At 66.4% G+C, this 20,471-nt stretch carries 16 protein-coding genes and 1 pseudogene; 5 read left to right on the top strand and 12 right to left on the bottom strand.

Annotated features, from left to right (window positions below; genetic code table 11):
* Positions 1-68: 68 nt before the first annotated feature.
* Both ACQKQA_RS12250 and ACQKQA_RS12255 read right to left on the bottom strand, forming a co-directional pair.
* On the bottom strand, positions 69-2,201 hold the full coding sequence (locus tag ACQKQA_RS12250; RefSeq protein ID WP_427557319.1) for a TonB-dependent receptor: 2,133 nt from the start codon (positions 2,199-2,201) through the stop codon (positions 69-71).
* Between the two features lie 88 nt (positions 2,202-2,289).
* Positions 2,290-2,679: a DUF2946 domain-containing protein gene (locus tag ACQKQA_RS12255; protein WP_427557322.1), complete on the bottom strand. Its 390-nt coding sequence runs from the start codon at positions 2,677-2,679 to the stop codon at positions 2,290-2,292.
* 96 nt (positions 2,680-2,775) lie between these two features.
* Between ACQKQA_RS12255 and ACQKQA_RS12260 the strand changes: the two genes are divergently transcribed.
* On the top strand, positions 2,776-3,213 hold the full coding sequence (locus tag ACQKQA_RS12260) for a DUF3995 domain-containing protein (RefSeq protein ID WP_427557325.1): 438 nt from the start codon (positions 2,776-2,778) through the stop codon (positions 3,211-3,213).
* Between the two features lie 98 nt (positions 3,214-3,311).
* Here the strand turns inward: ACQKQA_RS12260 and ACQKQA_RS12265 are convergent, their stop codons facing one another.
* The 6 genes from ACQKQA_RS12265 to ACQKQA_RS12290 are packed head-to-tail and all read right to left on the bottom strand — an operon-like array spanning position 3,312 to position 9,363.
* A complete protein-coding gene (locus tag ACQKQA_RS12265; protein WP_427557328.1) occupies positions 3,312-3,680 on the bottom strand; it encodes a Na+/H+ antiporter subunit G in 369 nt (122 codons plus the stop codon).
* Entirely contained in the window at positions 3,677-3,955 is a 279-nt protein-coding gene (locus ACQKQA_RS12270) for a K+/H+ antiporter subunit F (protein ID WP_427557331.1), read from the bottom strand. Before ACQKQA_RS12270 ends, ACQKQA_RS12265 begins: the two co-directional genes overlap by 4 nt.
* The gene (locus ACQKQA_RS12275) at positions 3,952-4,440 is read right to left on the bottom strand and encodes a Na+/H+ antiporter subunit E (RefSeq protein WP_427557334.1); all 489 of its coding nucleotides are present in this window, start codon (positions 4,438-4,440) and stop codon (positions 3,952-3,954) included. The genes ACQKQA_RS12270 and ACQKQA_RS12275 overlap by 4 nt, the downstream gene beginning before the upstream one ends.
* Complete coding sequence (locus ACQKQA_RS12280) at positions 4,437-6,119, bottom strand: monovalent cation/H+ antiporter subunit D (RefSeq protein WP_427557337.1); 1,683 nt, start codon at positions 6,117-6,119, stop codon at positions 4,437-4,439. Before ACQKQA_RS12280 ends, ACQKQA_RS12275 begins: the two co-directional genes overlap by 4 nt.
* Positions 6,116-6,460, bottom strand: a complete 345-nt coding sequence (locus ACQKQA_RS12285) for a Na+/H+ antiporter subunit C (protein ID WP_003180540.1) — start codon at positions 6,458-6,460, stop codon at positions 6,116-6,118. Before ACQKQA_RS12285 ends, ACQKQA_RS12280 begins: the two co-directional genes overlap by 4 nt.
* Positions 6,460-9,363 (bottom strand): monovalent cation/H+ antiporter subunit A, encoded by a 2,904-nt coding sequence (locus ACQKQA_RS12290; RefSeq protein ID WP_427557340.1) that lies wholly within the window; start codon positions 9,361-9,363, stop codon positions 6,460-6,462. The genes ACQKQA_RS12285 and ACQKQA_RS12290 overlap by 1 nt, the downstream gene beginning before the upstream one ends.
* A 271-nt stretch (positions 9,364-9,634) precedes the next feature.
* On the opposite strand from ACQKQA_RS12290, the gene ACQKQA_RS12295 reads away from it, so the two are divergent.
* Positions 9,635-10,069: a hypothetical protein gene (locus ACQKQA_RS12295; protein ID WP_427557343.1), complete on the top strand. Its 435-nt coding sequence runs from the start codon at positions 9,635-9,637 to the stop codon at positions 10,067-10,069.
* 37 nt (positions 10,070-10,106) lie between these two features.
* Here the strand turns inward: ACQKQA_RS12295 and ACQKQA_RS12300 are convergent.
* Positions 10,107-11,145 (bottom strand): annotated as a pseudogene (locus ACQKQA_RS12300) (DMT family transporter).
* On the opposite strand from ACQKQA_RS12300, the gene ACQKQA_RS12305 reads away from it, so the two are divergent.
* From ACQKQA_RS12305 to ACQKQA_RS12315, 3 genes are all read left to right on the top strand, one after another.
* Positions 11,140-11,703, top strand: coding sequence for a helix-turn-helix domain-containing protein (locus ACQKQA_RS12305; protein WP_427557346.1), 564 nt, complete (start codon positions 11,140-11,142; stop codon positions 11,701-11,703). The pseudogene ACQKQA_RS12300 and the gene ACQKQA_RS12305 overlap by 6 nt on opposite strands.
* 306 nt (positions 11,704-12,009) lie before the next feature.
* Positions 12,010-12,945, top strand: a complete 936-nt coding sequence (locus ACQKQA_RS12310; RefSeq protein WP_427557349.1) for an AMP-binding protein — start codon at positions 12,010-12,012, stop codon at positions 12,943-12,945.
* Positions 12,946-13,053: 108 nt separating this feature from the next.
* Complete coding sequence (locus ACQKQA_RS12315; protein ID WP_427557352.1) at positions 13,054-14,487, top strand: FAD/NAD(P)-binding protein; 1,434 nt, start codon at positions 13,054-13,056, stop codon at positions 14,485-14,487.
* Positions 14,488-14,606: 119 nt separating this feature from the next.
* Here the strand turns inward: ACQKQA_RS12315 and ACQKQA_RS12320 are convergent, their stop codons facing one another.
* From ACQKQA_RS12320 to ACQKQA_RS12330, 3 genes are all read right to left on the bottom strand, one after another.
* Positions 14,607-15,722 carry a Gfo/Idh/MocA family protein gene (locus ACQKQA_RS12320; RefSeq protein ID WP_427557355.1) on the bottom strand — a complete coding sequence of 372 codons (1,116 nt, stop codon included), beginning with the start codon at positions 15,720-15,722 and terminating at the stop codon, positions 14,607-14,609.
* Positions 15,723-15,899: 177 nt separating this feature from the next.
* Complete coding sequence (locus ACQKQA_RS12325; RefSeq protein WP_427557358.1) at positions 15,900-19,631, bottom strand: autotransporter domain-containing protein; 3,732 nt, start codon at positions 19,629-19,631, stop codon at positions 15,900-15,902.
* A 482-nt stretch (positions 19,632-20,113) separates the two neighbouring features.
* On the bottom strand, positions 20,114-20,471 hold a 358-nt coding region (locus ACQKQA_RS12330; protein WP_427557361.1), incomplete at its 5' end, for an SDR family oxidoreductase.

A 20,471-nucleotide genomic window follows, 5' to 3' on the forward strand; every position in this document is an offset into this window, starting at 1 on the left:
GCGGGCAAGCCTCGCTCCTACAGACGCACGCGCAAACGTGTAGGAGCGAGGCTTGCCCGCGATGCTTTTTAGAACCGGCTCTGCACCGCCAGCTCGAAGGTCCGCGGCGTGCCCAGGTAGTAGGCTGGCGACACATGGGCGAACTCGGCGTAGACCTCGTTGGTCAGGTTGCGCACCCGCCCGGTGATTGAGGTGTGGCTGTCGAGCTTGTAGGTCAGGAAGCTGCCGTACAGGGTGTAGGAGGGCACGGTCAGGGTGTTGGCCGTGTCGGCGTACACCGACGCCACATAACGCGCATCGACCCCGGCCTGCCATTGCGGCGCCAGGTCATAGGTCAGCCACAGGTTGCCGACCCGGTCCGGCACGTTGGTCGGGGTGTTGCCCTTGCGTGATACCACCACGCCCGCCGCGTTCTTCTCGGTGAACTCGTCGTACTGCGCATCGACCCAGGCGAAGTTGCCTTCAAGCAGCAGCTTGGGCGTGACCCGCAAGGAGCTCGCCACCTCGATGCCCTTGGAGGTCTGCTGGCCCACCGGGATGCTCAGGGTCGGGTCCAGCGGGTCGGTCACCGCGAAGTCCTTGCGCTCGATGCGGTAGGCCGCCAGGGTCGCCGAGCCGCGGCCGTCCAGGTAGTCGAACTTGCTGCCCACTTCCCATTGCTTGCCCGTGGAGACGTCGAAGTCCTGGGTGCCGTTGGGCTGCTCGGCGGCAGTGCTGTACTGCACATAGACATTGGCGCTGGGCAGGATCTGGTAGGTCAGGCCGAGTCGCCCGGTGACCGGTTCCCAGCGGCGCTCGAGGTGCCGCGGGTTGCTCGCCGTCACCAGGCGGTGGTTGGTCACGTCCAGTTCGATATGGTCGTAGCGCAGGCCGCTGAGCAGGGTCAGGCGGTCGGTCAGGGCCAGGCGGTTCTCGACGAACAGGGCCTGGGTGGTGACCTCGTTGGTCTTGTCGGCGACGAACCCCTGGCGCGTGCCCGGCAGGTCGTAGAAGTGCCCCGGCCGGTAGTCGTTCGGGTCGACGCTGTTGGCCGCCTTGACGTTCAGCGGCGAGTTGGTGGTGCGGTTGACCTTGTACTCGAAGCCGCCGGCCCAGGTGCTGTCCAGGCCGAAGAAACTGGTGTCGTGGCTGAGCTCGAACTGGTTGCCGTTCTGCTCGCCCTGGTGTCGCACCTGGTAGGCCGTGGAGCGGTTCACCGCGCTGTTGTCGGCGTTGTACTGGTAGGTTTCCAGGTTGCGGTAATCGCGCTGGCTGTCCAGGTGATAGAGGGTGTTGCGCAGGCGGGTGCTGTCGTTGATCCGGTAGTCGACGATCGAGCGGACCCAGATTGTGCGCTGCTCGTAGCGGCCGTCCTCGACGTTGTAGTTGTTGAAGCGGTTGTGCTTGTCGATCTTCAGTTCGCCGGCCTTGGGGTTGAGCACCGGGGTGCCCCAGTAGGGGCTGTCCTCATGTTCGTCCTGGTACTCCAGGGCCAGGGTGTGGGACAGGTCTGGCGTCAGGTCGCTGAGCAGGGAGAACGCCAGGCTCCAGGCGTCGCGCTCCTGACGGTCGATGTAGCCGTTGCCGGTGTTGTGGCTGACGTCGAGGCGGGCGTAGTGCTGCACGTTGTCGCCGGCCTCGCTGAGGGCGTGGTTGAGGCCGAAGGCGGTTTGCGTGGTGTCGTAGGTGCCGTAGCTGACTCGGCCCTCGAGCGCCTGTTCCTGGCGGTCGGCCAGCTTGGTCACGTAGTTCAGCGAGCCGCCCACGGAGCCGGCGCCATTGACCAGCGAGGAGGGGCCGCCAAGCAGTTCGACCCGGTCGTAGATCCACGCGTCCACCGGCCGCGCCAGACCGCCGGAAACGTTGACGCCGTTGAACATCTGGGTGATCTGGCTGCTGGTGAAACCCCGGTAGGAGACGAAGCCGCCGAACCCCGGCGGGGCGCTGGCGTTGACCCCGGGCAAGGTGTTGGCGGCGTCCTGGAAGTTCTGCGCGCCGCGGCGCTCGATGTCGTTGCGATTGGCCACGGCCACCGAGGCCGGGGTTTCCCGGACGCTCAGGCCCAGGCGCGAGGCCATGCCGCTGGACTGGTCGAGGGCCAGGCCGGGTTCGGCTGGCTGATCGCCGTCGATGGTGATCGGCGCCAGGTCGACACTGGATTGCGCCCAGGCGTTGACGGACAGGCAGCCGCACAGGCTGGCCAGCAGGGGAATGTGTTTCATCGGTACATCCTGAATTCTTGGCTAGGAAGCAGCCCACGCGCTCATGCCGTGCAGGGCACGGGGTGGGCTGATAGAGAAAGCGAAAGGCTCAGGCGTAAGCGGGCGGCGCGCGCGGGTGGGCCGCGGGCCAGATGAAGCGGGCGGGAATGTCGGCATTGGACAGCGGCGCCAGTGGCGGGCTGTGGTGTTGCGGCAGGATCGCCAGGGTCAGGCTGGAGTTGAACGCCGGGCCCATGCCGCCGGTGGAGCACAGCGGGCAACCGAAGGCCTTGGACAGGGTCGGCAGCGATTCGTCGCCAGGGTTGGAGGAGACCGGCGCCTGGGTGCGCGGGTCCACCGTACAGAACTGGCCGCCGATGCCGTTGAGCTGCTGGCCGACCATCTGCCCGTGGCCGATGCTGCAGGCGAACACGTTGAACAGGACGCAGCAATAGAGCATCCAGGCAACGAGGGAGCGATCGGTTCGGGCGAATTTCATGGGGCGGCACTTTAACATTGCAACTGACGAACGTACTTACAAAAACGCACGATCGGGTCCATTCTTCAGCGACATTTTTGCCATGGACGTTTGCCTATGAATGTTTTGATCGCGCAGGGGATGGCAGGAGCCTTCCTGCTGATCAGCCTGATCCACCTGTACTGGGCCGCCGGCGGCAAGCGTGGCAGCACGGCGGTGATCCCCCAGGTGCCCGGCAGCACGCCAGGCGAGCTGGAGCCGGCGTTCAAGCCTTCGGGGTTCGTCACTTTGCTGGTGGCGGTGGGCCTGTTGTTGATCGCGATGCTGGTGTGCCTGCGGGTGGGGCTCTACCTGCCGACGGTAAGCCACCCCTCGCTGCAATGGGTGATCAGTGCGATAGCCTTGTTGATGTTCGCCCGGGCCATCGGCGATTCGAACCTGGTGGGGTTCTTCAAGGAGACCAGCGGATCGCAGTTCGCCCGCCTGGACACGGTGTTCTATTCACCGCTGTGCGTGGTGCTGGGGGCGGGGTTGCTGGTGGTGGCCTGGAACTGAGTTGCTAGCTAAAAGCTGAAAAGCATCGCGGGCAAGCCTCGCTCCTACAGTAGGAGCGAAGCTTGCTCGCGATGACGCGTGGCCAGACGCTGAAGAACTCAGCTGCCGTTTTCGCTGCGCCGGCTGCTGACTTCCGCCGGCACATCGTGGCCGGCCATGCGCTTGCGGAACAGCGCCGCCCGCGCCAGCAGCAGGGTGGTCACCGGCACGGTGATCGACAGCAGGATCGGTATCAGCCAGGCGTGCACCACCGGTGCCGAGTTCATTCCCGAGAAATACAGGATCGAGGCCAGGGCCACGCACCAGGCGCCCAGGGTCGAGGCCAGGGCCGGCGCGTGCATGCGCTGGAAGTAATCCTTCAGGCGCACGACGCCCAGGGCGCCGGTCAGGGCGAACAGGCTGCCGAGCACCAGCAGGATCGCCACCGGAATCTGCAGCCACAACGACAGTTCACCGACGCTATTCATTCGATCACCTCGCCACGCAGGAGGAATTTGGCCAGGGCGAAGGAGCCGACGAAACCGAACAGGGCGATCAGCAGCGCCGCCTCGAAGTAGGTATCGCTGGCATAGCGGATGCCCAGCACCAGCATCATCAGCATCGCCAGGATGTACAGGTAGTCCAGGGCCAGGACCCGGTCCTGGGCCGAGGGGCCCTTGAACAGCCGGACCAGGGTCAGGACCATGGCCACGGAAAACAGGAACAGGCTGAACAGGATCGCTTGCTCGAGCAGGGCACTCATTCGAAGATCTCCATCAACGGACGCTCGTAGGTCGTCTTGAAGTGCTGGATGAACGCGGCTTCATCGTCCAGATCGAACACATGCAGCAGCAGGATGCTGCGGTCCAGGGACAGCTCGGACCACACCGTGCCCGGCACCACCGTGGTGATGGTCGAGAGCGCGGCCAGGCCATTGGCGTCGCGCAGTTCCAGGGGGATCTTGACGAAGCGTGAGCGCGGCGGGCGCCGCCCGGCGTTGAGGATGCCCCAGGCCACGGCCAGGTTCGACAGCACCACATCGCGGCCGACCACCAGCAACAGGCGCAGGAGGGTCGCGGGGCGGCGGATGCGGATCGGCAGCGGGCGCAGCGGCCGCATCATCAAGGGCGCGCAGAACCCCAGGAGGGCGCCGAGCAACAGGTTGCCGGAGCTCATGGACTGGTTCAGCACCAGCCACAGCAGCCACAGCGCAAGGGACAGCCAGGGGGCGGGAAACAGGCGCTTCATGGCTGCACCTCCGGCAAGGCCGCCTGGGCTTCGGGGTTCGGTATCGCCCGGGTGCCGAGCACGGCCATCACATATTGCTGCGGTTGGTTGAGGTCGTCGGCGGCAGCCTGGGTAAAGCGCAGCAGCGGCTCGGCCTTGACGGTCAGCAGCAGGCACAGGCCGAGCAGGGCGATGATCGGTACGCACTCGTAGCGCCGCAGCAGCGGCGACGGTCGTTCTTCCGGGGTCCAGAAGCGCTGGATGCCCAGGCGTGAAAAGGCGATCAGCGACGCCAGGCCGGAGAGGATCAGCAACACCAGCAGGCCCCAGGCGGCGGACAGCGGCGCGTCGCCTGCCTGGCCCAGCCCCGTGGGGTTGAGCAGGGCGCCGATCAGGCTCAGCTTGCCGATAAAGCCCGACAGCGGCGGCATGCCGACGATCAGCAGGGCGCAAGCGATAAAGCTCAGGCCGAGGAAGGCCATGGTCCAGGGGATCACCTGGCCGACCACGACGTTTTGCTCGTCATCGAGGTTGGTGCCCGGTGGTGGTTGCAGCGCCTCCTGGGGCCGGGGCAGGGTGTCGCCCTCGTCGTCCAGGGGCGCTTCGATGGCCGAGCGCGAGCGTTCGATCAGTTCCGCCAGCAGGAACAGCGCGCTCATCGCCAGGGTCGAGCTGACCAGGTAGAACAGGGCGCCGGCCACCAGGCTGGGCTGGGCGAAGCCGGTGGCGGCCAGCAGGATCCCGGCCGAGACCAGGATGCTCAGGCTGGCCATGCGCTCCAGGCGCTGGGCCGCGAGGATCGCCAGGGCGGCGCAGACGATGGTCGCCATGCCGCCGTAGATCAGCCAGTCGCCGCCGAAGTAGGCCGAGGCCCCGGCTTGCCCGGAGAACAGCAGGGTCCACAGGCGCAGTAGGGTGTAGACGCCGACCTTGGTCATGATCGCGAACATCGCCGCCACCGGGGCGCTGGCCGAAGAGTAGGCCGGCACCAGCCAGAAATTCAGCGGCCACATGCCGGCCTTGGCCAGAAACGCGGTGGCGAGGATCGCCGCGCCGGCGTGCAGCAGGCCGCGGTCGGCTTCCGGCACCAGCGGGATCTTCTGCGCCAGGTCGGCCATGTTCAGAGTGCCGGTGACGCCGTAGATCAGCGCCGCACCGATCAGGAACAGCGACGAGGCCAGCAGGTTGATCGCCACGTAGTGCAGGCCGGCGGACACCCGTGCCCGTCCCGAGCCGTGGAGCATCAGGCCGTAGGAGGCGGCCAGCAGCACTTCGAAGAACACGAACAGGTTGAACAGGTCGGCGGTCAGGAAGGCGCCGTACAGGCCCATCAGCTGGATCTGGAACAACGCGTGGAAGCTGGCCCCGGCGCGCTCCCAGCGGGCCATGGCGAACAGCAGGGCGCTGACGCCGATGATCCCGGTCAGCACCAGCATCAGCGCCGACAGGCGATCGACCACCAGTACGATGCCGAACGGCACCTGCCAGTTGCCCGGCAGGTACACGCCGACGGAGCCGGGCACGCCCGTCTGCTGGGTCCAGTACAGCAACAGTACGGAGATGCCCAGGCCGAGGAGGCTGGAGCACAGGTTGATCCGGGCCTTGAGCGGGCGATGTTTCTCGCCGAGCATCAGCATCACCGCGGCGGTCAGCAGCGGCAGCAGGATGGGCGCGACGATCAGGTGCGGCATCAGGCTCATTCCCTAGGCTCCCGGCCATCCACGTGGTCGGTGCCGGTCAGGCCCCTGGAGGCCAGCAGCACCACCAGGAACAGCGCGGTCATGGCGAAGCTGATGACGATCGCCGTGAGCACCAGCGCCTGGGGCAGCGGGTCGGTGTAGTGCAGCAGGTCCTGGGGCACGCCGTCCTTGATGATCGGTTCCTTGCCGATGAACAGGCTGCCCATGCTGAAGATGAACAGGTTGACCCCGTAGGACAGCAGGCACAGGCCCATCACCACCTGGAAGGTCCGCGGGCGCAGCACCAGCCAGACGCCGGACGCCGCCAGCACCCCAATGGCAATTGCAATGACTTCTTCCATCAGGCGGCTCCTGGCTTGGCTTGGGGTTTGACTTGGGCACGCACCGACTGGTGCGCCAGCGCGGTGAGGATCAGCAGGGTCGAGCCGACCACCACGGCGTACACGCCGATATCGAAGAACAGCGCGCTGGCGATATGGATATCCCCCAGCAGCGGCAGCTCCAGGTGCAGGGTATGGGTGGTCAGGAACGGGTAACCGAAGCCCAGGGCACCGAGCCCGGTCAGGGTGGCGAACAGTAGGCCGGTGCCCATCCAGCGCGGCGGCCGCAGGCTCATCTGCGCCTCGACCCACTGGGTGCCCGCGACCATGTACTGCAGGATGAACGCCACCGACATCACCAGGCCGGCGACGAAACCGCCGCCCGGCTGGTTGTGGCCGCGCATGAACAGGTAGAAGGACACCACCAGGGCGATCGGCAGCAGCAGGCGCACCAGCGCTGCCGGCACCATCATGAAGCCCAGGGCGGTGTCGCTGGCCTGGCGCGGGTTGACCAGGTCGGTGACCACGTCCGGCGCCAGCAGGCGCTGCTGGGCCGGCAACTGCATGCTTTCCTTCGGTGGGCGGAAGCGTCGCAGCAGGGCGAACACGGTCAGGGCCACGGCCACCAGCACGGTGATCTCGCCCAGGGTGTCGAAGCCGCGGAAGTCCACCAGCATCACGTTCACCACATTGCTGCCGCCGCCTTCCGGCAGGGCGCGGCTGAGGTAGAACGAGGAAATGTCGTTGGGGGTCTGGCGGGTCAGCATGGCGTAGGACAGCACGGCCATGCCCAGGCCGACGGCGAGCGACAGCAGCAGGTCGCGCAGGCGCCGGGCGCGGGCCTTGGGCACACTGCTGGGCAGCGGCGAGACCTCCTCGATCCGCCGCGGCAGCCAGCGCAGGCCGAGCAGGATCAGCACCGTGGTCACCACTTCCACCACCAGCTGGGTCAGGGCCAGGTCCGGGGCGGAGAACCAGACGAAGGTGACGCAGGTCATCAGGCCGCAGACGCTGACCATGGTCAGGGCTGCCAGGCGGTGGTACTTGGCTTGCCAGGCGGCGCCCAGGGCGCAGGCGATGGCCAGCAGCCAGAGGGTGACGAAGACGATGGAGCCCGGGATCTTTGGCCGGTCGCCCCAGCTCAGGCTGCTGTGGAGCATCGGGATCAGGCCGGCCAGCACCGCCACCAGCACCAGCAGGAACAACTGGGTCTGCAGGCGCTGGGTACTGATCCGCCGCTCCAGGCGCCGGGCCAGGCGCATCATGCCCACCAGGCCGCGCTCGAACAGGCGCTTGCCGTTGAAGCGGCCGATGAGTGGCGGATGGGCGAAATGGCCGCGCACCAGCGGGTTGCGTAACAGCAGGTAGAGCACAATGCCGCAGGACATGGCGATCAGGCTCATGATCACCGGTGCATTCAGGCCGTGCCAGATCGCCAGGCTGTACTCCGGCAGGGTGCCGCCGACCACCGGCTGGGCAGCGGCGGCCAGCAGCGGGCCGACCATCTGCGCCGGGAAGATCCCCACCAGCAGGCAGGTGAACACCAGCAGTTCCACCGGCGCGCGCATCCAGCGTGGCGGCTCGTGGGGCGTGTGCGGCAGGTCGGTGGCCGGTTCGCCGAAGAACACATCCACGGTGAAGCGCAGGGCGTAGGCGACGCTGAAGGTCCCGGCGATAGTGGCGATCACCGGCAGGGCGGCCTCGACCCAGGCCGTGGAATTGATGAACACCGTTTCGGCGAAGAACATCTCTTTGGACAGGAAACCGTTGAGCAGCGGCACGCCGGCCATGGAGGCGCTGGCGACCATGGCCAGGGTGGCGGTGAACGGCATCAGCTTGACCAGGCCGTTGAGCTTGCGGATATCGCGGGTGCCGCTTTCGTGGTCGATGATGCCGGCGGCCATGAACAGCGAGGCCTTGAAGGTGGCGTGGTTGAGGATGTGGAACACCGCGGCCACCGCCGCCAGCGGGCTGTTCAGGCCCAGCAGCAGGGTGATCAGGCCCAGGTGGCTGATGGTCGAGTAGGCCAGCAGGCCCTTGAGGTCGTTCTGGAACATCGCGCAGTAGGCTCCCAGTACCAGGGTCGCGGCGCCGGCGCCGCCGACGATCCAGAACCATTCCTCGCTGCCGGACAGCGAGGGCCAGAGGCGCGCGAGCAGGAACACCCCGGCCTTGACCATGGTCGCCGAGTGCAGGTAGGCCGAGACCGGGGTGGGCGCGGCCATGGCGTGGGGCAGCCAGAAGTGGAAGGGGAACTGAGCGCTTTTGCTGAGGGCGCCGATCAGGATCAGGGGCAGGAGGATGGGGTAGAGGGCGTGGGCGCGGATGCGATCTCCGGCAGCCAGGACCTGGTCCAGGTCGTAGCTGCCGACCACATGGCCGAGCAGCATGACCCCCGCCAGCAGGCACAAGCCCCCCGCGCCGGTGACCATCAGCGCCATGTAGGCCCCGCGCCGGGCATCGGCGCGGTGGTGCCAGTAGCCGATCAGCAGGAACGAGAACAGGCTGGTCAGCTCCCAGAAGAACACGATCTGGATCAGGTTGCCGGAAATCACCAGGCCGAGCATGGCGCCCATGAACGCCAGGAAAAACGCGAAGAAGCGCGGCACCGGGTCTTCCGGCGACATGTAGTAACGCGCGTACAGCGACACCAGGGTGCCGATGCCCAGCACCAGCATGGAGAACAGCCAGGCGAAGCCGTCCATGCGCAGGACGAAGTTCAGCCCCAGGCTGGGCAGCCAGTTGAATTCTTCACGGATCACCCCGCCATGGGCGATCTGCGGGTACAGCAACGCCACCGCCACGGTGCCGGCCAGGGCGACCAGGCCCGCCAGCAGGGACTCGGTGTTGCGTGCGTTATGCGGCAGCAATGCCGCCAGACAGCTGCCGATAAAAGGCAGAAGCAGTAGAACTATCAGGGACATAGGCTTCTAATCTGCGGGAATTTGTAATGCATCATACGTGCCGACTCGTTGATCACCAACCTTGAAGCTGTGGCAGGATCCTACAAAACCCCTTCGGCCAGGGTTCGAGGCCGGGGATGGAAAACGGGCTCGCCCCAAGTCATGGCAGTTTGCCCGGCACAGATGACAATCCCCCATGACAACCTCCGGCATGACAACAGAGAGCAGCGCGATGTTATTGTCGCGCCCGATCTGCAGCGAACCCGCTCGAAAGGATGCACACAGGTAGCTTATGACCCTCGGAACCTATGCCCGCAAAACCCTGATCGGCCTGTTGCTGATGACCCTCGGCGGCGGGATTGCCGGGGCGTGGCTGACCCTGGCCGGCCCCACCGCCCGCATGCCAGGGTTCAAGACCCTGGAGCCCTTGGCGATCGAGGGGCAGGAGGCGGGACTGCCCGCCGGGACCGAGCTGTTTTACGACAGGAGTTTTGCCGAGGGGCATAGCCGCTACCTGGCCTACTTCTATCACAAGGGGGTTATCGCCCAGGAAGCCCTGCCGACGGCCTTCTGGCCGGGGCAGGCGCGGATCAGCCCTTTATGGTTGGCCAATGTCGAACCCGGGCAGGTCAGGGCCATGACCCGGGAAGACATTGTCGCCGCCGTGCGGGCCGGCCAGCTCTCGCGGCAGGAACTGGCGGCCATTGTCGAAGCCTTGCCACGCTAGGGACGCGTTACCCCGGTGGGCGCCGTCGAGCGCTGGCTCATTTCCCCGAATCGACGGCCTCCGGCTCGACCTCCGATTCGGCCACGGCGCCATCTTTACCCTTGGTCTTCAACTCGCTGACGATCACCGCCGTGACGATCAGCGCGCCGCCCAGCAGCGCCAGGGCCGGCAGGCGTTCGCCGGCGATGCGGCCGACCAGCCCGGCCCACACCGGTTCGCCGGCGTAGATCAGGGTGGCGCGGGTTGGCGAGACGCTTTTCTGCGCCCAGTTCATCGCCACCTGGATCGCCGCGCTGGGCGCGCCCAGGCCCAGGGCGCTGGCCAGCAGCAGCCAGGAAAAGTCCGGGATGCGCTCCTGGGTCGGCACCACCATCAGGAACGACAGCACGGAGGTCGCGGCCAGTTGCACCACGGTGACCCGGCGCACGTCGACCTGGCCGGCATAGGTGCTGATCAGGATGATTTCCGCGGCGATGGCCACGGTGCTGATCAGGGTGGCGATTTCCCCGGGGCTGAAGTTCAGGGACGCGCCGCTGGGCCCGGAAAGCAGCATCAGGCCGGTGAAGGCGAGCATGATGCCAATGCTGGGCATCAGCCCCGGGCGCTTGCCCATGAACAGCCATTGCAGCAGCGGCACGAAGGGCACGTACAGCGCGGTGATAAACGCCGACTGGCTGCTGGGAATGGTTTGCAGGCCCACGGTCTGCAGGCCGTAGCCGAGCATGATGGCGGTGCCGATGAAGACCCCAGCCTTGAGTTCGAACAGGGTCAGCCCGCGCAGGCTGCGCAGGGAGAACAGGCCGACGATGCAGGCTGCCGCAGCGAAGCGCAGGCCGACGAAGAACATCGGGCCGCTGACGGTCATGGCGTGCTGTACGGTGAGAAAGGTGCCGCCCCAGACCATGGTGATCAGCACCAGCACGCACTCGGCTTTGCTCAGTTTGAGGAAGAAGGACGATGGTTTGCAGGCGTTCACAGACTTCATACCCTTGCGCGCTACCTGGGGCGGCCGCACAATGCGCCGCGAAGTTGGGCAGTATACTGCGCAAACCTCTACAGTGAGCAATATAGTGCACAAAGATTCCGGGCAGCGCGCTTCCGTGCTGCAACATGTCAGTCAGAACGTCCGTCGCCTGCGTCACGCCGCCGAGCTGAGCCAGAGCGCCCTAGCGGAAAAGTCCGGGGTCAGCCGGCGCATGCTGGTGGCCATCGAGGCCGGTGAGAAGAACGTCAGCCTCAGCACCCTGGACCGGGTGGCCGAGGCCCTGGACGTGGCCTTCAGCGACTTGATCCAGGCCCCCGACGCCCGGGACCCGAGCCGGATCAACGAGCTGGCCTGGGCCGGGTTGATACCCGGTAGCAAGGCGGTGTTGCTGAGCAAGGCCAACGCCACCCGCGAAGTGGAGTTGTGGGAATGGCGCCTGGAGCCGGGCGAGCAATACCTGTCGGAGCCGGACGCCGAGGGCTGGAGCGAGCAGCTGTATGTCTTCGAGGGGTGCCTGACCCTGGTCCTGGGGGATCAGGAGCGGCGTCTGGACACCGGCGAGTTCTTCATGTTCGCCAGCAACCTGCCTCACGCTTACCGCAACGATGGGACGGTGGCCCTGCGGTTTGTGCGCAATGTGGTGATCTGAGCGCTGTTGCCTGGGCAACAGCGTTCGAACACTTTGCTTGTTTTCAGTTGAAGTTTTTAATCAGTAATTATTTTTAACTTTCTGATTTATAACGATTTTTATATTAAGGCATGACTCCTGCTGCCTCAACACGATCCCTGTAGCCGCTGCCGAGCGCAGCGAGGCTGCGATCGGCTGCGCAGCAGACGCCAGGGCAGGCGACCGGGCCTATCAGGCTGAACCCTGGCCCGCGGTTACAAGGAACGAGCCACTATCCACCCCCGCCTAGCGGACCACCGCACGCTTTTGCCCAAGGAACGGAATTCCATGAGCGTGCATCTCTTCAAGCGTTCGCCACTGGCGGACACCTCGGTATCGAACCCCGCCGTGCCGCTGCCTGGCGCCCTGGATCTGTTGCAGCACTGGGCCCGGGTCTGCCCCTTGTCCAGCGCGTTGCGCCACAAGCGCCGCGGCCATTGGTACGACTGGCGCTGGATCGATGCCTTGCGCGATGTCCAGCGTCTGGCCGACGGCTTGCGCCAGCAGGGGGTCGGCGCGCGCTCGCGGCTGGTGCTGAGCGGTCCGTTCCAACCCGACCTGCTGCTCCTGGCCCTGGCCGCGCAAAGCGTGGGCGCCGCCGTCCTGAGCCTCGGCGAAGGGCTCGGCCAGGTCGCGTTGTGCCAGGCCCTGTGGCGCCTGCGGCCGAGCCATGCCTTTGTGCCTGACGGGCCACCGTTGCAGCGCTGGCTCGCCGCCAGCGCCAGCGGCCCGGCGCCGCGGCTGCTGACTTTCGCCGCGTTGCTCGGTGCCCGCGAACCACCCCGGCGCTGGACACTGCGCTGGCGCCCGGCCGCGGGTTCGCAGCTGTGGAGCGAGGAGGGCAGCGAATGGCCGGATGGCCTGAAGGTGGTGCTGCAACAGTGGCTGCACAGCGGCCACAGCCTGGCCTTCCCGGAACGTCGCGATTCGGCCGACCGCGACCGCCGCGAAGTGGCCCCCAGCGGCCTGTTGCTGTCGGCCCCGGGCCTGCAACGCCTGGCCGAGGCAGTCGACACGCGCCTGGGGCCGGCGGGCCACTGGCGGCGCCGGTTGTGGCAATGGGCCAACGCCCGGCCACGGGGCCCCTTGCAGCGGCTGATCGGGCACCGGATGCGCCGGGCTTTGGGCTTGCAGCGTCTGCATGACCTCTGGCAAGCCCCCGGCGGCGCCGAGCGACCTTGGGCGTCGCCGTGGCTGGCCGGGCTCAAGCGCAATATCCCCTGAACCGCTTTGGGAACAGAACTTCCGCCGCCGCGCCCAACCCATTAATGTGCTGCCCAGGCACGGGGTGAAAACCGCTGTGCATGACTGCCATCCAGCCGTGAGAACCCCATGAGCGAGACCCCCGACGGACCGCTGACCCGCACTCCCCATGACGCCGACGTGCTGATCGTCGGCGGCGGCCTGAGCGGTGCCTTGCTCGCCGCGCAGCTGCTACGCCTGCCGGGCCGGCGCCGGGTGCTGGTGATCGAACCGCGCAGCGAGCTGGGGCGTGGCGAGGCCTACAGCGCCGTCGAGCTGGGCCATACCCTGAACGGCAACGCCGCGCGCATGAGCGTCGACCCGGACAACGCCGACGACCTGACCCAATGGCTGACCACCCATATCGCCGCCGGTGGCTGGCCTGAGTCGAGCCAGCAGCCGGTGTCCATCAGCGAGCTGTTTCCACCCCGGGGCCTGTTCGGCCTGTATGTGCAGCAGCGACTGGCCGAAGCGCGGGCCATCGGCACGGCGCAGGGCTCGACGGCGGAGCATGTGCGGGCCGAAGGGGTGGACCTGCAGATCACTGCCGATGGCGCCGTGCTGACCCTCGACGATGGCCGACAACTGCGTGGCGCCTGTGCCGTGCTGGCCACCGGCATGTTCCCGGCGGCGCGCACCCCGCAGACCGAATCCAGCGGCCTCAACGCCGCGGCCCTCGACCCCTGGGATGTACCGGCCATGGAGCGGCTCGATCCGCAGTCGAGGGTGCTGATCATCGGCTCCGGGCTGACCATGGTCGACGCCGTGGTGTCCCTGGAGCAGGCCGGGCATCGCGGGCCGATCGAGGTGTTTTCCCGCCACGGCCTGCTGCCCCATGTGCGCCGCCAGCCGCCGGAGTGGGTGGATTTCCTCGCGGCGGATCACAGCATCCGCAGCCCGCGCCAGCTGCTGCACGAGCTGCGTCGGCAGTGCCGCGAGGCCCTGGCGGCCGGTGTCGACTGGCAGGCGCCGCTGGACACGGTACGCGCCCATATCGGCCGTCTGTGGCGCCAGGCCACGGATGTGCAGCGCCGGCAGTTCGTGCGCCATGTGCGGCCGTGGTGGGAAAGCCATCACCACCGCTCGCCGCCCCTGAGCGCCGAGCTGGTGGCGCGTTTGCACGGGGCAGGGCGCCTGCGGATCCAGGCGGCTTCGTTCAAGGGCCTGGAGCCCGCGGCGGACGGGCGCCTGGCGATCCGTATCCGCCGCCGTGGCGAAGCTGAAACCACCCGGGTGGTGGGCGATGCGCTGATCAACTCCAGCGGCATCGAATACGACTGGCGCCGGGTCGCCCGGCCGTTGCCCCGACAATTGCTGGCCCGTGGCTTGATCAAGCCGGGGCCCTTGGCCCTGGGGATCTGCGCCGACGCCGGTGGCGCGGTAGTGGATGCCGAGGGGCGGGTCGCCAGCCGGCTGTTCGCCCTGGGCCCGCCGTTGCGCGGCATGTGGTGGGAAAGCACCGCGGTGACCGATGTGGCCAGCCAGGCCAAGGCCCTGGCGGCGCGGTTGGTGGCGTTGGGATAAACGTCGCCGCTTCGCGGCTATCGCGGGCAAGTCGGATCGCCGCCCGCTCGCTCCTACAACGAAAACTCAGTCTTCTGTAGGAGCGCGGCTTGCCCGCGATAACGTCCTCCCTGACGCCATCACATCGCGTCGACCCTCACCCAACGCTGCTCCCGCGCCGCCGTCCGGATCGCCGCCGCCAGCCGTTCCACCTGCCAGGCTTCGGCGAAATCCGTGCCGCCGTGCCCCTGGCCGCTGAGCGCCATGATCAGTTCCTGCACCTCCAGGGTCTTCAACTCGTTGTAACCCAGCTGATGCCCCGGGGCCGGGCTGAAGGCGGCATAACCGGGCAGGGCGGGCCCGGCCAGCAGGCGCTGGAAGCCCTGGTCGCCGGTCCGGTACAGGCGCAGTTCGTTGAGGCGCTCCTGGTCGAAGGCCAGGGTGCCGCGGGTGCCGCCGATCTCGAAGCTCAGGTGGTTCTTGTAGCCATGCTTGAGCCAGCTGCTGCTGAAGGTGCCCCGGGCGCCGCTGGCGAAACGCAGCAGGGCATGGGCCTGGTCGTCCACGGCGATCGGGCGCTGCTCCCGGCTACCGGCGCTGGCCGGGCGGGAGCCGTGCACGGTCTGGGTGTCGGCGCAGACCGCTTCGACCTCGCCCAGCAGATAACGGGCCATGGCCAGCAGGTGGCTGCCCAGGTCGGCCAGGGCGCCGCCGGCGTGTTGCGGCTCGCAGCGCCAGGAGAAGGGCGAGGTCGGATCGGCCATGAAGTCTTCGCTGAACTCGCCCTGGAAGCTGACGATCTCCCCCAGTTCGCCGCTGTCGATCAGCGCCTTGGCCTGCAGGATCATCGGGTTGTGCTGGTAGTTGTAGCCGACCCGGGTCACCACCCCGGCGGCTTGGGCCGCCTGGTGCATCTGTTCGGCCTGCTCGACGCTGACCGCCAGGGGCTTTTCGCAGTACACCGCCTTGCCGGCCTGCAAGGCGGCCATGGCCATGGGGAAGTGCAGGTGGTTGGGGGTGGTGATCGCCACCAGATCGACCTTCGGGTCGTCGATCAGCCGTTGCCAGTCGTCGTGGGCCCGGGCGAACCCCCAGGCCGTGGCGCACTGTTCGGCGCGCTGGCGGTCGGCATCGGCCAGCGCCGCCAGGTGCAGGCGCACCGGCAGCTCGAACACCGCGCTGACATTGCGGAACGCCAGCGCATGGGCACGCCCCATGAAGCCGGTGCCGATCAAGCCTATTCCAAGTTCACCCATAGCCGGACCTTTCAGAATTGTTGTTGTAAGGAGGGCTCTTTATGGAATAAATATTCCCTAATTTCAATCTGTGGAATAATTTTTCTTTCGTGCGCCTCCCGATGGATGAGCCAAGAGCAAAAAAATGGGTGCAATGACCGTTCATTGCACCCATCCGTCCAGCAAGCGCCGCCGGGGTCAGAAGCGGAAGCTGAACCCGAGGTTGACCGCGCTGCCGCCACCCTGGCTGGACACCAGCCCGGTGTAGTTCAGCGACACCAGGGTGTCGCGGGTCATGGCCATTTCCGCGCCGGCCTTGATTACGGCGCCGTCACGGGACACCGGGACGCTGTTCACGGCAAAGGCCGCCTCGCTGCCGGCGAACCGCAACGAGCTCTCGCGATCCAGGTCGCCGTACTGGTGCTCCCAGCCCAGCTCGCCACGCAGGGTCAGCGAACGGGTGGCGCTGACCGGCAGTTGCGTATGGCCGCGCAGGCCGAGGGTCGAGAGGGTCGCGTCCTGGCTTTGCTTGCTGGCGTGCAAGTCCGCCGCACTCCCGTGTTCCTTGAACGAGTCGCTCTGGAAGTTGATGTAGGCGAGGTTGGCGAACGGCTCGAAGGCCGACCAGCCGGAGTAGCCGATCTCGCCGAACACCTGGTCGGTGCGCGCGTTGTAGCTGGCTTTCTCGTGGGCCGACTGGTTGCCGTACACCAGGTCGCGGGACGTGTCGAAGCGGTGCCAGGTCGTCGCGCCTCCCAGGCGCAAGGCGATGCTGTCGAAGCGTTTGCCGCCATAGAGCGACAGGTGATAGTTGTCGCTGTCCGCCGAGGTTCCCGACGCGCCGTTCAGATCGGTCTTGGTATAGCCGGTGGCTGCGCCGACACGCCAGCCGTCGCCGACATCGGCGTCCAGGCCCAGCAGCACGCCGCTGGTGGAGGTGCTGTAGCGGCTGGCGTTGTGATCGGCGTCGACCTGCTGGTGGCCGCCGAGCAATTGCACCCAGCCACCGTTGCCGCCGGCCTGGATCTCCCTGGCGGTGTCCAGGGCCTGGGCCTGTTGCAGCCGACCGTTGACCGCGTCCCGCAGGTAACGGCTGTCGGCGATCTGCGCGGCCGCGAGGTCGGCGTGCACCTGACCGTCGAGCTGCTCGAAGGCTTGGCGGGCTTGTTCCGCCGAGTCGGAGGCCAGGATGCTCTCATACACCGGATTGCCGGCGGCCAGGGTATCGGCCGCAGTGGCCACGGCCCGCTGGTTGCGGGTCAGGGCGACGCTGGCGAAGCGCGTCTGGTTGCGCTCGATGCCCAGGCTCAGCTGGTTCGGCTGGTAGCTCAGGCCGAGGTCGAGGAACAGGAAGCCGGGCGCGACCGAGGCGAACCGCCCGTTGATCCCCTGGCTGGCGCTGAGGATGTTGAACTGCTGGCCCAGGAAGCTGGTGGCCTGGGCCGCGGACAACAGAGTGGGGCTGTTCTCCAGGGACAGGGTGACCTGCCCGCCGTTGAGGGTGGCGACCCCGGTGCTCTGGATCATGTCGGTCCGTCCGTCGGGCGCCACTTCGACCGCGTAGATCGAGCCCGGATTGAAGGTGACGTCGCCGGTGTGCAAGGTGCCGACCGAATGCCCGGGCGCCACGGTGCCGCCGGCGTTCACCACCAGGGTGCCTATGCTGCCGTTGCCGGCCAGGGTGCCGCCGGTGCGGGTGAGCACCCGATTGTTGGGGGCGACAGTGCCCACTGCGCTGCCATCGACGGTTACGGTCGAAGTCAGCGAGCCGTCCACCGAGAGCTTGCCGCCACGCAGCCAGGTGCTGCCCGAGTAGGTGCTCTGGCCGTCGAGCACCAGTTCGCCGTCCCCCGACTTGGTCAGGCTGCCGACATAGGTCTGGCCGGTGAGCGGGTCCAGGCCGCGGGTCAGTGCCGCCTGCTCGCGGGCCATGCCGATTTCATACTGGAAGCGATCATCCGCCGAGGCGTCGGCCGGCAGGCCGTTGACCCAGCCTTTCTGCTGCTTGATCGCGGTCCAGGCGGCCTGCTCGCTGGCGTCTTCGGCGCGGCGGGCGCGGATGGCCTGGTCGGAGATGTCGTTGGCCCAGATATCCCGGGTGCCGCCGGGCAATGCCACGCTCAGCGCGCCGACGAACTGCCCCGGGCCCTGCATGGCTTTCTTCAGGTTGGGCAGGCCCCAGCCGTTGACCACGCCCGGAACCTGGGGGGTGCCCGGGGCGGCGTCATGCACCGGTTGCAGGTTGTCGTAGGTGCGCCCGCCGGTACGCTCGCCGACCGGGGTGTTCGGGCTGTCCGGCGCCTGCAGGGTGGCGGTGGTCAGCAAGACGTCGCGGGCCTGGCTCGCCGTCAGGTAGGGGAAGCGCTGGATCACCAGGGCCAGGGCCCCGGAAACGCTTGGCGCGGCGGCCGAGGTGCCGTTGGCGTTGGGGATGATCTCGCCTTCCGGGCCGGCGGACGGAGTCCCGGAAACGCCCATCACGCACCACCATTTCGAGGTGCCGCAACGGTTGTAGACCTGGGCGCCGGTTTCGTCGTAGCCGGTGACGGACAGCCACCTGGACTCCAGGTCCGGCTTGAAGTAGGGCAGGTTGGCGTTGGTGTCCGGGTTGGCGCCGTGGCTGTCGTTGCCGGCGGAAATGATCTGGATGAACGAGTACTGCCGGCCGGCGTCGGCCATGGCGTCCATCCAGGTCTTCTGGCCGGCGTGGGCCTTGTCCCAGAAGGGGCGGTAGGCGGCGGTCATGTCCCGGAGGATGTCCGCCGGGCTATCGCCGACAGTGCCGAAGTGATTCTCCACGTCGTTACGCGAGTTCTGTCCCCAGCTCTGGTTGACGATCGACACCTGCTTCTGCGCCAGCGCGCCATAGCTGGCCATGAAGGCGTTGTAGTCGAGGTCGTTGGAGCCCTGGTAACGGTCGTTGTCGCTGCCGCCGGTGTTGGCGATGAAGAGGTTGGCGTCAAAGGCGATACCGTGCATGCCGGTGCCGTTGCGACTGGCCCCCAGCACACCGGACATTTCCGTACCGTGGCCGTCGTTGAAGCTTGGGTCGTATTCGCCGGAAATGCTGAAATGTTCGCCTTTCTGGAACTCGCCGGCCGGTACTTCGAGCCGGTAGCGCGGATGGGTGGCGTAGTACTCGCCGCTGGAGGTGACCGCCTGTACGCGCCGCTCGCCCTGGGCATTCTGGCCCTGGAATTCCGAGTGGGCGCTGAGAATGCCCGAGTCCAGCACCCCGACGTTCACCCCCTTGCCGGTAATGCCCAGGGCATAGGCGTAATACGCGTTGGTGCGGTCCAGGCCGGAATTGACCTGGGCCTCCGGGGTTTTCCAGGTTTGGGCGTTGTCGCTCCAGTTACGGGTCGCGGTGGACCATGAGCGACCGGCGTTCAGTTGTGGGTTCAAGTCCGTCGCCACGCCCGGTTCTATATAGGCATAGGGCTGGGTACTGGGCAGGTTGGCAATAATGGCTTTGGCGAACTCGAAGATGCTTTCGGTGTAGCGGCCCGAGTTGCTGAACAGGCGGCTTTTATAACGATCCAGATTGTTGGTGTAATCCAGCGGCTTGCTGGTATCGCCGAGCATGGCGCTGATCGACAGGTTCTCGGCCTGAAGTTCGTAATTCTGCTTAAGCAATGAATCGAACTTTGCAGACTGTGCGCCAAACTCTTTGGCCGCCAGGTCCAGGGTATTGCCGACGCCGAAACGCAAGTTGGTATAGACCGCCGTACCGGGGGCAAACGAGGCCGCGGCTGTTCTGAAGGCGGTCTCCAGTACTTGTGGGGTGTAGGCTGTATTCGGCGCCGGAGTGTCGGCCAACGCTACCTGGCCCTGGCCCAGCCACAGGCCGATCGCCAGGGCGATCGGGCCCGGGGCGCTTGATTTGAAGCGGTTGTTGCGCTTGCCTGGATCAATACCTGCTACGTCCATTTCCTTTCCCTTTGAAGATGTCCTTGGTTGAAACTGATGTTTCGTTTTTTGTAATAGGCAGGGTTTTACAGCGGGCAGAAACAGTGGCGCTGTTTCCGGCCGAAGGGGCGTTCTTATTGTTTGTGCGGGGCAGTTGTCCTTACTGGCCGCTGGATACTCACTAGGTGGTACATATAAAGAAATCGATAAACAGCGAATCGTTCTTTATGGGGTGGCGTTGTTGTTTTTCTTTAGGGCACTCCTGTACAGCCACTTGTTTTTAAACAAGGGTCTTTCAAGTGAGTGGTGTTTGAAAGTTACAGCGAGAAGGGTTATAGCATGGTGAAAGCCGATGTAACAAAATATTTATAAATCGCTACAAACTCGATACCCGAACTGTGACGGACTTGGTTTTCCCTTTAAAAGGGCCAAGGGACGAGGTGCTGGCGGCTAATGAAAAAGGCAGCCCGCGGGCTGCCTTTTGGCTACGGCGAAGGTGGGGCTCAGGAAAGAAAACCGCCGTCCACGTTCAGCGACACGCCGGTGGTGTAGCTCGAGGCGTCGCTGGCCAAGTAGAGCACCGCGCCGGCCATTTCGCTCGGGTCGGCCACGCGCTTGAGGGGGATCTGCGCCAGGGCGGTCTTGAGGATGGCGTCGTTCTTCACCAGCGCCGAGGCGAACTTGGTGTCGGTCAGGCCTGGCAGCAGGGCGTTGCAGCGAATGCCGAACGGCGCGCATTCCTTGGCGAAGACCTTGGTCATGTTGATCACCGCGGCCTTGGTCACCGAGTAGATGCCCTGGACCCGCCGGCACCGGCGACAGCTCGGCGTCCAGCACATAGGTGCGCAGGTTGGCGATCGG

The organism is Pseudomonas sp. NPDC089530 (genome assembly GCF_050280705.1).
Taxonomy (GTDB): domain Bacteria; phylum Pseudomonadota; class Gammaproteobacteria; order Pseudomonadales; family Pseudomonadaceae; genus Aquipseudomonas.

Coding starts and splice junctions, on each gene's coding strand:
- ACQKQA_RS12250 (WP_427557319.1), bottom strand. CDS start 2,201: ATGAAACACATTCCCCTGCTGGCCAGCCTGTGCGGCTGCCTGTCCGTC.
- ACQKQA_RS12255 (WP_427557322.1), bottom strand. CDS start 2,679: ATGAAATTCGCCCGAACCGATCGCTCCCTCGTTGCCTGGATGCTCTAT.
- ACQKQA_RS12260 (WP_427557325.1), top strand. CDS start 2,776: ATGAATGTTTTGATCGCGCAGGGGATGGCAGGAGCCTTCCTGCTGATC.
- ACQKQA_RS12265 (WP_427557328.1), bottom strand. CDS start 3,680: ATGAATAGCGTCGGTGAACTGTCGTTGTGGCTGCAGATTCCGGTGGCG.
- ACQKQA_RS12270 (WP_427557331.1), bottom strand. CDS start 3,955: ATGAGTGCCCTGCTCGAGCAAGCGATCCTGTTCAGCCTGTTCCTGTTT.
- ACQKQA_RS12275 (WP_427557334.1), bottom strand. CDS start 4,440: ATGAAGCGCCTGTTTCCCGCCCCCTGGCTGTCCCTTGCGCTGTGGCTG.
- ACQKQA_RS12280 (WP_427557337.1), bottom strand. CDS start 6,119: ATGAGCCTGATGCCGCACCTGATCGTCGCGCCCATCCTGCTGCCGCTG.
- ACQKQA_RS12285 (WP_003180540.1), bottom strand. CDS start 6,460: ATGGAAGAAGTCATTGCAATTGCCATTGGGGTGCTGGCGGCGTCCGGC.
- ACQKQA_RS12290 (WP_427557340.1), bottom strand. CDS start 9,363: ATGTCCCTGATAGTTCTACTGCTTCTGCCTTTTATCGGCAGCTGTCTG.
- ACQKQA_RS12295 (WP_427557343.1), top strand. CDS start 9,635: ATGACCCTCGGAACCTATGCCCGCAAAACCCTGATCGGCCTGTTGCTG.
- ACQKQA_RS12310 (WP_427557349.1), top strand. CDS start 12,010: ATGAGCGTGCATCTCTTCAAGCGTTCGCCACTGGCGGACACCTCGGTA.
- ACQKQA_RS12315 (WP_427557352.1), top strand. CDS start 13,054: ATGAGCGAGACCCCCGACGGACCGCTGACCCGCACTCCCCATGACGCC.
- ACQKQA_RS12320 (WP_427557355.1), bottom strand. CDS start 15,722: ATGGGTGAACTTGGAATAGGCTTGATCGGCACCGGCTTCATGGGGCGT.
- ACQKQA_RS12325 (WP_427557358.1), bottom strand. CDS start 19,631: ATGGACGTAGCAGGTATTGATCCAGGCAAGCGCAACAACCGCTTCAAA.